The sequence below is a fragment of the Agrococcus sp. Marseille-Q4369 genome, assembly GCF_018308945.1.
In the GTDB taxonomy this organism is placed as follows: domain Bacteria; phylum Actinomycetota; class Actinomycetes; order Actinomycetales; family Microbacteriaceae; genus Agrococcus.
This window is the reverse complement of sequence record NZ_CP070501.1, coordinates 749,174-761,705: the sequence shown is the minus strand read 5'-3', so window position 1 is coordinate 761,705 and position 12,532 is coordinate 749,174. Positions and strand designations below refer to the sequence as shown.

Here is a 12,532-nt window from a genome sequence, read left to right as displayed (position 1 = left end):
TCGTGCTGCGGCTCACTCGCCGACGTCGTGCGCCTTCGAGTCGGCGGCGTAGATGTCGTCGATGTGCGCCTCGAAGTCCTGCAGGATGTTGTGGCGCTTGATCGACATCTTGGGCGTCAGGTGACCGTTCGCCTCGATGAACTCGACCGGCACGATCGTGAACTTCCGCACCGACTCGGCGCGCGAGACGAGCCGGTTGGCGCGCTGGATCGCGGAGCGCACCTCCTCGATGACCGCGGGGTGCTGCGCCGCCTGCTCGAGCGAGAGCGACTTGTCGTGCCCGTTGTTCTCGAGCCACGTGGGCAGCATCTCGCCGTCGAGCGTGATGAGGGCGGCGATGAAGGGCCGCTGGTCACCGACGACGACCGGCTGGCCGATGATCGTGTTCGAGCGGATGGGGTCCTCGAGCACGTTGGGCGCGACGTTCTTGCCCGCAGCCGTGACGAGGATCTCCTTCTTGCGACCCGTGATCGTCAGGTAGCCCTCGCTGTCGAGCGACCCGATGTCGCCCGTGTGGAACCAGCCGTCCTCGGTGAACGCATCCTTCGTGGCCTGCTCGTTCTTCCAGTAGCCCGAGAACACGGCGACGCCCTTGCCGAGCACCTCGCCGTCCTCGGCGATGCGCACGCCGTTGCCGGGCAGCGCCGGACCGACGGTGCCGATCTTGAAGCGGTCGGGCACGTTGACCGTGAGCGGCGCGGTCGTCTCGGTCAGGCCGTAGCCCTCGAGGATGCGGATGCCGAGCGAGCGGTAGAAGTGCGCGAGGAAGGTCGACAGCGGCGCCGAGCCGGACACGGCGTACTTCACCTGCCCGCCCATCGCGACCTTGAGCTTGTTGAGCACGAGGCGCTCGAGCACCTTGAAGCGCAGCTTGAGGCCGAGCGGCACGTGCCCCTCGTCGAGCGCCTTCGAGTGCGCGACGGCGGCTTGCGCCGCGGCGCGGAAGATCTTGCCCTTGCCGCCCGCCTCGGCCTTCTGCTCGCTCGCGTTGTAGACCTTCTCGAACACGCGCGGCACGGCGAGGAAGAAGGTCGGCTTGAAGCTGCCGAGCGACGCGAGCAGCTTCTTCGTGTCGGCCTGGTGGCCGACGCGGACGCCCGCCGAGATCGCGAGCACCGAGATGAAGCGGGCGAAGACGTGCGCCTGCGTGACGAACAGCAGGGTCGACGAGCCCGGCCCGACGACGTCGGACATCACGGCGGCGGCGTTGCGGCACAGCTCGACGAAGTTCGAGTGCGTGAGCATCGTGCCCTTGGGGCGACCGGTCGAGCCCGACGTGTAGATGAGGGTCGCGAGGTCGCTGCCGACTGCGAGCGAGCGACGGCGCTCGATCTCGTCGTCGGCGACGTCCTTGCCCTGCTCGACGAGCCGGTCGAGGTCGCCGCGGTCGATGCGCCAGACGTCGGCGACGGCGGGCAGGTCGCCGTGCGCCTCGTCGAAGCGCGAGACGAGGTCGGCATCCTCGAGGATGACGCGCGTCGCGCCGCTGTCGGAGAGGATCCACTGGATCTGCGAGGGCGCCGAGGTCTCGTAGACCGGCACCATGCGCGCACCGGCGTACCAGAGCGCGAAGTCGACGAGCGAGAACTCGTAGCGCACCCTGCACATGAAGCCGACGAAGTCTCCCGGCTGCACGCCCGCCGCGACGAAGCCCTTCGCGAGCGCGATCACCTGGCGGTGGAACTCCCGCGCGGTGACCTCGCGCCAGCCCTCGCCCTCGGGGATGGCGAAGAGGGAGCCGTCGGGGGTGCGGCGGAGGGTCTCCTCGAGGAGATCGGTGACGTTGGCCTCGGGGTCGGCGGGGACGACCGGGGGCATGACGCCGTCAGGGACGGTGATCTGAGGCACTGGGACTCCTTCGGCTCTCGTGCATTCCCCTCATCATATTGCCGCGGTGCAGCGACGGGACGCGGCGCGCATGTCCCTGTGGCCGTGCCGCCTGCCCTAGGCTCGCGTCCTGGAGGTGCGATGTTCTACTGGCTGATGCGGCACTGGGTCGTCGGCCCGTTCATGACGCGGGTGTTCCGGCCCTGGGTCTCCGGGCTCGAGAACGTGCCGGCGTCGGGCGGCGCCATCATCGCCGGCAACCACCTCTCCGTCATCGACTCGTTCCTCATGCCGCTCGTGCTCGACCGGCGCGTGTACTTCCTGGCGAAGTCGGACTACTTCAACGGCACGGGGCTCAAGGGCCGGCTCATCCGCTGGTTCTTCCTCGGCGTCGGGCAGCTGCCGATGGACCGCTCGGGCGGCGAGAAGAGCTCGCAGAGCCTCAGCGCCGCGCTGCAGAAGCTGCAGGACGGGCAGCTCGTCGGCATCTACCCCGAGGGCACGCGCAGCCCCGATGGCAAGCTCTACCGCGGCCGCACGGGCGTCGCCCGCATGGTGCTCGACGCGCGCGTGCCGGTCATCCCGTGCGTCATGGTCGACACCGAGAAGATCATGCCGATCGGCCGGCGGCTGCCGCGCGTGGGCCGCATCGGCATCGTCTTCGGCGAGCCGCTCGACTTCTCGCGCTACTACAACCTCGAGGGCGACCGCTTCGTGCTGCGCTCGATCACCGACGAGATCATGGTGAACCTCAACCGCATCTCCGACCAGGAGTACGTCGACATGTACGCGTCGAGCGTCAAGTCGCGCATCGACGCCGAGCGGCGAGCGCCGGTCGCGGCGCCGGTGACCGACCCCGCACCTCGGTAGACTCGACAGGTGGCGCACTCGGCGCCCACGTGAGGCAGAGGCACATGACTGACACGATCGCGATCCCGCATTCCGACGAGCGCCGCTCCATCGAGCAGGGCCTCGACGCGTATCGGGCGCTGCCGATCAAGCAGCAGCCGCAGTGGCCCGACGAGGCCGAGCTCGAGCGCGTGCGCCGCGAGCTGCGCGCCGCGCCGCCGCTCGTGTTCGCGGGCGAGGTCGACATGCTCCGGGATCGGCTCGCTGCCGCGGCCGAGGGCCGCGCGTTCCTCCTGCAGGGCGGCGACTGCGCCGAGACCTTCGCGGGCGCGACGGCCGACAACATCCGCAACCGCGTCAAGACGATCCTGCAGATGGCGGTCGTGCTCACCTACGGCGCTGCGATGCCGGTGATCAAGATGGGCCGCATGGCGGGGCAGTTCGCCAAGCCGCGCTCGAACGACCACGAGACGCGCGGCGACGAGACGCTGCCGGCGTACCGCGGCGACATCGTCAACGGCTACGACTTCACGCTCGGCTCCCGCACGGCCGACCCCGAGCGAATCCTGCGCGGCTACCACATGGCCGCGTCGACGCTCAACCTCGTGCGCGCCTTCACGCAGGGTGGCTTCGCCGACCTGCGGCAGGTGCACTCGTGGAACAAGGGCTTCGCCGAGAACCCGCTCTTCGCGCGCTACGAGGCGCTCGCCGCCGAGATCGACCGCGCCGTGCGCTTCATGGAGGCCGCGGGCGCGAACTTCGACGAGCTCAAGGGCGTCGAGTTCTTCACCGGCCACGAGGGCCTGCTCATGGACTACGAGCGGCCGCTCACGCGCATCGACTCGCGCACGGGCCTCGCCTACAACACGTCGAGCCACTTCCAGTGGATCGGAGAGCGCACGCGCGAGATCGATGGCGCGCACGTCGACTTCTTCTCGCGCGTCCGCAACCCCATCGGCGTGAAGCTCGGGCCCACCACGACGGCCGGCGACATGGAGGCGCTCGTCGACAAGCTCGACCCGCACCGCGAGCCCGGCCGCCTGACGTTCATCACGCGCATGGGTGCCGGCCGCATCCGCGACGCGCTGCCGCCGCTGCTCGAGGCCTCGAAGTCGCTCGAGTCGACGCCGCTGTGGGTCACCGACCCGATGCACGGCAACGGCATCACGACGCAGAACGGCTACAAGTCGCGGCGCTTCGATGACGTCGTCGACGAGGTGCGCGGCTTCTTCGCGGCGCACCGCGCGGTCGGCACGTTCCCGGGCGGCATCCACGTCGAGCTCACGGGCGACGACGTCACCGAGTGCCTCGGCGGCTCGGAGGACATCGACGAGCTCGGCCTCGAGTCGCGCTACGAGTCGCTGTGCGACCCGCGCCTCAACCACATGCAGTCGCTCGAGCTCGCGTTCCTCGTCGCCGAGGAGCTGCGCGACGCGGGTCGCCTGCGGGAGCGCGCCGCGAGCTGACCGCCGGACGGCGCCGCTCAGTAGGTGGCGTCGATGACGATCGTCGAGCCCTCGACGACCGGACCCGGCGCGCCCGGGTCCTGCGAGAGGATCGCGGCGAGCGCCTGCAGCGGCGACGGCACGTTCGTGCGGAGGTCGGGCACGAGGCCCGCGTCGCGGATGGCCTGCACGGCTTCGGGGATGGGCTCGCCCACGACGTCGGGGACCTCGATCATGCGGGGTCCGAGCGAGACGACGCCGCCGATCGTCGCGCCGCGCCGCACGAGGGAGTCGTTCGGGATCGCGACGGAGATGAGCTGCCCCTCGGGCACCTCGAGCGAGTGCTCCTCGGAGAAGTCGGCGCGGAGCCCCGCTCGCTCGAGCGCCGCGGACGCCTCGGCCGCGCTCTGGCCCGCTGCTGCCGGGATCGGGCCGAGCGAGACGCGCAGCGCGATGGGGGAGCGCTCCTCGAGCGACTCGAGCTCCGCGAGATCGGTGCCGTCGGGCGCGAACGCGGCGAGCACGGTGTCGGCCGGCGCCTGATCGAACACGAGGTCGGGATCGCCCTCGGCGATGGTGAACTCCGCCGCCTCGATCGCGGTGCGCGCCTCCTCGAGCGGCATGCCCGCGAGCGCGGGCACCGCGAGGCTCCGCCGGCCCGACGAGACGATGAGCCGCACGCTCTCGCCGTTCGCGAGCTCGGTGCCCGCATCCGGATCGGTGCGGAGCGCGAGGCCAGCCTGCATGTCGTAGTCGGGCTCGGCGACGGTCTCGGAGACCTCGATGCCGTGCTCGGCGAGCAGGGCGATCGCGGCGTCCGCGGCCTCGCCCGAGACTTCCGGCACCGTCGATCGGCCGCCCGGCCCGAGGTTGAACCACCAGCCGACGCCGGCAGCGATCAGCGCGCCGATGACGACGACCGCGAGCCACAGCATCCCGCGCCTGCGCCGCACGGTCGCGCGCCGCGCGAGCGAGCCCGCGGCGACCCCGTCGCCGGAGTCGTGCACGACCTCGGGCGCGGCGGCGATGCGGCGCGGCGGCTTGGGTCGCTCGATGACGGTCGTCGAGCGGTCGTCGTGGGAGAGCGAGGGCAGGAGCGCCGTGCGCGCGTCGAGGCCCCGCTCGCGGATCGCGAGCACCTCGGCGAGCATCTCGCTCGCGTCGGCGGGCCGCAGGTTCGGGTCGCGCTGCGTCGCCCAGTGCACGAGCGAGTCGAGCTGCTCGGGCACGCCGGGCACCTCGGTCGAGGGCAGCGGCACCTGCTCGTTCGCGTGCTGGAACGCGATCTGCATCGGCTCGTCGCCCGTGAACGGCTGCTTGCCGGTGAGCATCTCGAAGAGCATGATCCCCACCGCGTAGATGTCGCTGCGGGCGTCCGCGACGCCGCGCGTGACGAGCTCGGGGGAGAGGTAGGCGATCGTGCCGAGCAGCGCCTTGCCGGTCGCGGTGTTGGCGGTCGCGGCGCGCGCGAGGCCGAAGTCGCCGATCTTGATGCGCCCGTCGTGGGCGAGCAGGATGTTCTCGGGCTTGAGGTCGCGGTGCACGATGCCGGCGCGGTGCGCGGCCGAGAGCCCCGCGAGGATCGCCTCGAGCACGTCGAGCGACTGCTCGGGCGTGATGCGGCCGCGCTCGGCGAGCAGATCGCGCAGCGTGATCGAGGGCACGAGCTCCATGACGAGCCACGCGAGCTCGCCCTCCTCGCCCTGGTCGTAGGTGTTGACGACGTTCGGATGCGCGAGGCGGGCCGCCGCCTTCGCCTCCTGGATGAAGCGCTCCCGGAAGTCCTCGTCGTCGCTGAGGTGCGGGTGCATGACCTTCACGGCGACCTTCCGGTCGAGCCGCAGGTCGACGCCCTCGTACACGCTCGCCATGCCGCCGCGCGCGATGCGCTCGCCCACTTCGTAGCGACGGTCGATCATCCGTCCGATGACGGGATCGCGGGAGTCGACGGGCACGAAGCGAGGATAGGCGGCCGTGACGCGCTCGGCGTGACCCACGCCGCTGAGCGAGCGATGCCAAGATGGTGGCGTGACGCAAGACACCGCATGGCTCTCCGTGCCCGACCTCGTGACACTGCTCGGCCGGCCCGTGGGGCGCATCCATCGCCTCATCGAGGAGCATCGCCTGCCCGCGACGCGGCGCAACGGCCCGCTGCAGGTGCCGGCGCTGTGCGTGCAGGACGGCGAGCCGCTGCCCGAGCTGCGTGGCACGCTGCTCGTGCTGCTCGACCAGGGCTTCACCGAGGACGAGGCGATCGACTGGCTGCTCGCCGAGGACGACTCGCTCGGCGTGCCGCCCGTCGAGGCGATGCGGGGCGGCGCGAAGGCCGCGGTGCGCCGAGCGGCGCAGCTGCTCGGCTGAGGCTCAGCGGTCGCGCTTGGCGACCGTGTCGGCGAGCCGCTCGAGCTCGAGCATCGCCGCCCGTGAGAGCTCGCCCTCGTGGAGCGACTCGAGCGCCTCGCCGACCGCACGGTCGATGAGCGACTCGAGGCGCGCGGGCGCCTCGGAGCGCGCGATCGCGTCCTGCAGGATCGCGACCTGCCGCTCGTCGAGCTCGCGGTCGCCGAGCAGCTCGTCGAGCATCGTGCGGATGCCGGGCGCGAGCCGCTGCCGCGCGATCTCGATGAGCACCGTGCGCTTGCCCTCGCGCAGGTCGTCGCCCGCCGGCTTGCCGGTGACCGCGGGGTCGCCGAACACGCCCAGCAGGTCGTCGCGCATCTGGAACGCGACGCCGAGCGGCAGCCCGTAGCCCGCGAGCGCGTCGAGCTGCGCGTCGTCGCCGCCCGCGAGCAGCGCGCCGAGCGCGAGGGGCGCCTCGACCGAGTACTTGGCCGACTTGAAGATCGCGACCGTGTGCGCGCGGTCGAGCAGCGCATCCGGATCCTGCCGGATCCACGCGGCCTCCTCGAGCACGTCGAGGTACTGGCCGAACGTGACCTCCTCGCGCATGCGCCGGTAGGCGTCGTGCACGCGCTCCCCGTGCGCCGAGCCGCGGCACGCCTCGACCATGCGGTCGTCGGCCCAGTTGAGCAGCAGGTCGCCGACGAGAATCGCGGCGCTCGTGCCCCACGAGGCGGCATCGCCCACCCATTCGCCCTCGCGGTGCATCGCCTCGAGCGCGCGGTGCATCGCGGGCCGTCCACGACGGGTGTCGGATGCGTCGATGATGTCGTCGTGGACGAGCGCGGCGGCGTGGAAGAGCTCCATCGCGGTCGCGACGCCGACGACGTCGTCCCACGCGGGGTCGCGCTCCGTGCCGGCCTCATGCGTCGCGCCGGGGCGCGCCGCCGTGACGGCGTGCCAGCCCCACAGCACGAAGGCGCTCCGCACCCGCTTGCCGCCCGAGACCATCGCGCGCACGTGGCGCACGAGCACCTCCGCGTCGGGGGAGATCGTGGCGAGGGCGCGCTCGCGCGCGTCGAGGTACTGGTGGATCGAGCCCTCGACTGCTCGGGCGAATCGGTGCTGTGCGGACACAACCCACATGCTATTGACAGGAGTGATGCGTAGACTGGCGCTCCGCACCGGTCGGACGAAGGGGGGTGCGAGATGGGCCTCTCCGAGCACGAGCAGCGATTGCTCGACGAGATGGAGCGCAATCTCTACAAGCACGAGGCGGACATCGTCGCGACGACGAGCGGGCCTCGCACGGTCGACTACACGAAGGTGGCCGTCGGCGTCCTCGGCGTCGTCGCCGGCCTCGTCCTCATCGTCGTCGGCGTGCTCATGAAGCTCGCCGTCATCGGCGTCGCCGGCTTCGGCGTCGCGGTGCTCGGCGCGCTGTGGGCGCTCTCGGCATCGCGCCCCGCGACGGGCGACGAGGTGCCGCGCTCCGGCGCGATGGGCGAGGGGCCCGCCGCGACGAAGCAGTCGACGAGCCTGATGGACCGCCTCGCCGAGGAGTGGGACGACCGCAACCAGCGTTGAGGCCGGAGCGCTCACCTTCACGGTGAGCGCGAAGGGCTCAGGGTCGAGTAGCGCGCGGCGTCGCCGCGCGCGCATCGAAACCCGCTGCTGACCCGGGCCACGCCCGATCCAGCTCCGAACCCACCCCCTCCACGTTCCTCCCCCAGGGACCGACTCACCCGAGTCGGTCCCTTTTTCGCGCCCGCAGTTCACTCCGACGCCCCGTCGTGGAGCCGATCCGGCCCGGTTCCGCGCAAGACCCCTCCACCGCCTTCTGCCCCACAATCCTGCGCAACACGCGGGCGAATGCAGAGCATTCCTAGGCTCCGGTGGCGGTCTGTGGAGTAGAGTGGAGGAAGTCGGGGCCACCCGGCGTACCAACTGCTCGCAGGCCGGACGAGAGGGGGCACCGTGTTCCTCGGCACGCACACGCCCAAGCTCGACGACAAGGGCCGCGTGATCCTCCCCGCCCGCTTCCGCCAGGAGCTCGAGGGCGGGCTCGTGCTCACGCGCGGCCAGGAGCGGTGCATCTACGTCTTCTCGATGCGCGAGTTCGAGCGCGTGCACGACCAGATCCGGCAGGCGCCGCTCACCTCGGCCGGTGCGCGCGACTTCCTGCGGCTCTTCCTCTCCGGTGCCTCGAGCGAGCAGCCCGACAGCCAGCACCGCGTGACGATCCCCGCGAACCTCCGCGACTACGCGGGCCTCGGCCGCGACCTCACCGTGATCGGCGCGGGCTCCCGCGCCGAGATCTGGGACACCGAGGCGTGGAACGCCTACTACGCGGCCAAGGAGGCCGACTTCGCTGCGACGACGGAGGAGGTGATCCCCGGCATCTTCTGACCCGACCCGTGACCCTCAGCCGGTCGCCGCGCCGCACCTTCCCCGGTGGCGCGTCGCACGGATGGGGATCAGGGGCCGGGTCGGACCGCCCGAAGCCCATGGACGCATCCGACCTCCACATCCCCGTCATGCTCGAGCGCACGCTCGAGCTGCTCGCGCCGGCGATCGCGCGCGCTGAGGCCGCGGGCCGTGCGCCGCTCGTCATCGACGGCACGCTCGGCATGGGCGGCCACACCGAGGCGATGCTCGCGGCGCACCCGTCGCTCCGCGTCGCCGGCATCGACCGCGACCCCGACGCCATCCGGCTCGCGGGGGAGCGGCTCGCGCGCTTCGGCGACCGCTTCGTGCCCGTGCAGTCCACGTACGACCGCATCGACCTCGCGCTCGAGGCCGCCGGCGCCGCGCGCGCCGACGGCATCCTGCTCGACCTCGGCGTCTCGAGCCTGCAGCTCGACGACGCCGAGCGGGGCTTCGCCTACGCGAAGGACGCGCCGCTCGACATGCGCATGGGCCAGTCGGGCGACGTGACGGCCGCGACGATCCTCGCCGAGCGCAGCGACCGCGAGCTCGCGCGGCTCTTCCGCGTCTACGGCGACGAGAAGCTCGCCGACCGCTACGCGCGGGCGATCGTCGCCGCGCGCGCCGAGGCGCCGATCGAGACCTCCGCGCGGCTCGTCGACATCCTGCAGGCGGCGACGCCGCGCGCGCTCGCGAACCAGGGCCACCCCGCGAAGCGCGTCTTCCAGGCGCTGCGCATCGAGGTCAACCAGGAGCTCGCGATCCTCGAGCGCACGATGCCCGCCGCGATCGACGCGCTCGGCGTCGGCGGCAGGCTCGTCGTGCTCGCCTACCAGTCGCTCGAGGACCGCGTCGTCAAGCGCGCCCTGCAGGCGGCGTCGAGCTCGACCGCGCCGCGCGACCTGCCCGTCGAGCTGCCCGAGCACGCGCCCCACCTGCGGCTGCTCGTGCGCGGCGCCGAGCTCGCCGACGAGGCCGAGCGCGCCCGCAACCCCCGATCCGCACCCGTCCGCCTGCGCGCGGCCGAGCGCATCCGACCCGCATCGAACGACTCGACCACCGCCCCGACCCCCAGGGAGCAGCCATGACCAGCCTGAGCGTCCTCGACCTGCACGCACAGCCGCTGCCCGCGCCCGAGGCGCCCGCCGAGCGGCACCTCAAGGCGCTGCCGTCGCCGCGCGTCGCGCCCCGGCGCGCGCCGCGCGTCGTGCACGGCGTCATCGCCCTTGCGGGCCTCGCCGGCATCGTGTGCGCGCAGCTCGGCCTCTCGGTCGTCATCAGCGAGGGCGCCTACCGCATGAGCGCGCTGCAGGCCGAGTCGACGAGCCTCGCGCGCGTCGAGCAGAGCGTCGCCGAGGAGCTCGCGGTGCTGAGCTCGCCGCAGCACGTCGCGGTCGCGGGTGCCGAGCTCGGCATGCTCGCCGGCCAGCCCTCGCAGTTCCTCACGCTCGCGACGACCTCGACCGCGGGCGGCCCCGACGCGCTCCACATGCAGGTGCCCGCCGTCGACGGCTTCGGCATGTACGTGCCCAACTCGCTCCTGACCGCGCAGCCGCAGGTCGCCGCATCCGTCGCCCAGGTGCAGGCCGCCACGATCGAGCCCTACCCGGGCATGCTGCTGCCCGCGGGCGAGAGCGCCCCGGCGATCGCCGCGGCCGCGCCCGCCGCCGCGCAGGACGTCGAGCCGACGGCGGTCGCGCCGACCACGGTCGCGCCCGGCACGCTGCTGCCGGCTCCCGGGCAGGAGTGAGCCGGCGAGGGCGTGGCGGCCCGGCCGCGCGCCCCGACGCCGATACCGTGCACGTCGACATGGATGCTCGGCCGCCGAGCAGGAAGCGCAGGTGAGCGTGGCCGCGAGGGCGAAGCGCAGCAGCGAGCGGTGGCGGACCGTCCTGGTCGGCATCCTGACGTTCGCGCTGCTCGCTGTCTTCGTCGTGCGGCTCGCCGACATCCAGCTCGTGCGCGCCGAGGCGCTCAACGCCGAGGCGGATGGGCGGCGCGGGGTGACGCAGACGATCTTCGGCACGCGCGGGCCCATCGTCGACGCGAACGGCACGGTGCTCGCCGAGAGCGTCGACCGCTGGGACCTCACGATCTCGCCGCGCTACACGCGCGACCTGCAGCCCGGCATCGACCGCGTCGACGAGACGCTCACGGTCGGCGACGCGCTCGTCCAGATCGGCGCCATCACCGGGCAGGACCCCGTGGACCTGCAGGCGAAGATCCTCGCCGAGCTCGAGCGCGATCCCGACTCCGACTACCTGCTGCTCGTCGACGGACTCGACGTCTCGCAGTTCGAGGCGGTGCGCGACCTCGGCCTGCCCTACGTCTACCTGCGGCTCAACCCGCAGCGCGTCTACCCCGCGGGCTCGGTCGCGGGCAACCTCGTCGGCTTCATGGGCGCCGACGAGCCGCTCGCGGGCATCGAGCGCTCGGAGGACGAGTGCCTCTCGGCCGAGGACGGCGCGCGGGTCTTCGACCGCGGCGCCGACGGCACGCCCATCCCGGGCTCGATGACGACGCGGCCCGCGATCGACGGCGGCTCGGTGCGGCTCACGATCGACGCCGACGTGCAGTTCCAGATGCAGCAGCTCACGCAGCAGTACACGTCCCAGCTGCGCGCCCGCAGCGGCACGAGCATCGTCATGCGCGCCGACGGCTCGATCGTCGCGGTCGCCGAGTCGTCGACCGTCGACCCCAACGACCCCACGGCATCCGATTCCCGCGACCGCGGCTCGCGCGCGTTCACCGCGGCGTACGAGCCCGGATCCATCTTCAAGGCGTTCTCGTTCGCCGCCATGCTCGACCTCGGCATCATCACGCCGCGCGACGAGCTGAGCGTGCCGTGGACGTACACGGCGCCCGGCGTGCGCGTGCGCGACGCCCTCTCGCACGAGGTCAAGCAGTGGACGGCCGCGGGCATCCTCGTCAACTCGTCGAACTCGGGCATGGTGCGCCTCGCCGAGCCGATGTCGACCGCCGACTACTACGACTACCTCGACCGCTTCGGCTTCGGCGAGACGAGCGCGGTCGACTTCGCGGGCGAGCAGTCGGTGGCGCTGCGGAACCCCGCGAACCTGGACGCGCAGACGCAGCTCAACGTGCTCTTCGGCCAGGGCATCGCCGCAACCCCCATCCAGCTCGCGTCGGCCTACCAGGCGCTCGCGAACGGCGGCGTGCACCTGCCAGCGCGACTCATCGCCGGCTGCACCGACGCCGAGGGCGAAGTCACCGCGCCCGAGGTCGGCGAGGGCGAGCGGGTCGTGAGCGACACGACCGCGCGCCAGACGCTCGAGGTGCTCGAGAACGTCGTGACCGACTACGGCTACGACACCTTCCCGATCGAGGGCTACCGCATCGCCGCGAAGACCGGCACGGCGCAGATGGCGTACGAGGACGGATCGGGCTACGACCCGAACCGCATGATGATCTCGGTCGCGGGCGTGTTCCCCGTCGACGACCCGCAGTTCGTCGTGCTGACGATGTACGACAGCCCCCAGACGATCCGCACGAGCGGCGGGGCCATCCCGGCCTTCCACGATATGGTGAACCTCTTGATCCGCCACTTCGACATCCCGCCCAGCACGACCCAGCAGCCGGAGATCCCGCTCGAGTGGACCGCCGATCAGCCATGAGAGCAGCGT

At 72.1% G+C, this 12,532-nt stretch carries 11 protein-coding genes; 8 read left to right on the top strand and 3 right to left on the bottom strand.

Going from position 1 to position 12,532, the window contains the following annotated elements; genetic code table 11:
* Window positions 1–12 precede the first annotated feature (12 nt).
* Complete coding sequence (locus JSQ78_RS03885) at window positions 13–1,818, bottom strand: AMP-dependent synthetase/ligase (protein WP_211450500.1); 1,806 nt, start codon at window positions 1,816–1,818, stop codon at window positions 13–15.
* 150 nt (window positions 1,819–1,968) lie between these two features.
* On the opposite strand from JSQ78_RS03885, the gene JSQ78_RS03880 reads away from it, so the two are divergent.
* Entirely contained in the window at window positions 1,969–2,697 is a 729-nt protein-coding gene (locus JSQ78_RS03880) for a lysophospholipid acyltransferase family protein (protein WP_211449549.1), read from the top strand.
* A gap of 44 nt (window positions 2,698–2,741) precedes the next feature.
* Window positions 2,742–4,142, top strand: coding sequence for a class II 3-deoxy-7-phosphoheptulonate synthase (locus tag JSQ78_RS03875; protein WP_211449547.1), 1,401 nt, complete (start codon window positions 2,742–2,744; stop codon window positions 4,140–4,142).
* Between the two features lie 17 nt (window positions 4,143–4,159).
* On the opposite strand, the gene pknB is transcribed toward JSQ78_RS03875, so the two are convergent.
* Window positions 4,160–6,076: a Stk1 family PASTA domain-containing Ser/Thr kinase gene (gene pknB / locus JSQ78_RS03870; RefSeq protein WP_211449545.1), complete on the bottom strand. Its 1,917-nt coding sequence runs from the start codon at window positions 6,074–6,076 to the stop codon at window positions 4,160–4,162.
* 73 nt (window positions 6,077–6,149) lie between these two features.
* On the opposite strand from pknB, the gene JSQ78_RS03865 reads away from it, so the two are divergent.
* A complete protein-coding gene (locus JSQ78_RS03865; RefSeq protein WP_211449543.1) occupies window positions 6,150–6,482 on the top strand; it encodes an Rv2175c family DNA-binding protein in 333 nt (110 codons plus the stop codon).
* A gap of 3 nt (window positions 6,483–6,485) precedes the next feature.
* Here JSQ78_RS03865 and JSQ78_RS03860 read toward each other — a convergent pair whose 3' ends face one another.
* Window positions 6,486–7,607 carry a polyprenyl synthetase family protein gene (locus tag JSQ78_RS03860; RefSeq protein ID WP_211449541.1) on the bottom strand — a complete coding sequence of 374 codons (1,122 nt, stop codon included), beginning with the start codon at window positions 7,605–7,607 and terminating at the stop codon, window positions 6,486–6,488.
* 63 nt (window positions 7,608–7,670) lie between these two features.
* On the opposite strand from JSQ78_RS03860, the gene JSQ78_RS03855 reads away from it, so the two are divergent.
* From JSQ78_RS03855 to JSQ78_RS03835, 5 genes are all read left to right on the top strand, one after another.
* Complete coding sequence (locus JSQ78_RS03855; protein WP_211449539.1) at window positions 7,671–8,048, top strand: DUF3040 domain-containing protein; 378 nt, start codon at window positions 7,671–7,673, stop codon at window positions 8,046–8,048.
* Between the two features lie 390 nt (window positions 8,049–8,438).
* Window positions 8,439–8,870 (top strand): division/cell wall cluster transcriptional repressor MraZ, encoded by a 432-nt coding sequence (mraZ, locus tag JSQ78_RS03850; RefSeq protein WP_211449537.1) that lies wholly within the window; start codon window positions 8,439–8,441, stop codon window positions 8,868–8,870.
* Between the two features lie 98 nt (window positions 8,871–8,968).
* The gene (gene rsmH / locus JSQ78_RS03845; RefSeq protein ID WP_211449535.1) at window positions 8,969–9,976 is read left to right on the top strand and encodes a 16S rRNA (cytosine(1402)-N(4))-methyltransferase RsmH; all 1,008 of its coding nucleotides are present in this window, start codon (window positions 8,969–8,971) and stop codon (window positions 9,974–9,976) included.
* Window positions 9,973–10,638, top strand: a complete 666-nt coding sequence (locus JSQ78_RS03840; protein ID WP_211449533.1) for a hypothetical protein — start codon at window positions 9,973–9,975, stop codon at window positions 10,636–10,638. Before rsmH ends, JSQ78_RS03840 begins: the two co-directional genes overlap by 4 nt.
* 91 nt (window positions 10,639–10,729) lie before the next feature.
* Entirely contained in the window at window positions 10,730–12,523 is a 1,794-nt protein-coding gene (locus JSQ78_RS03835) for a peptidoglycan D,D-transpeptidase FtsI family protein (RefSeq protein ID WP_211449531.1), read from the top strand.
* Window positions 12,524–12,532 lie beyond the last annotated feature (9 nt).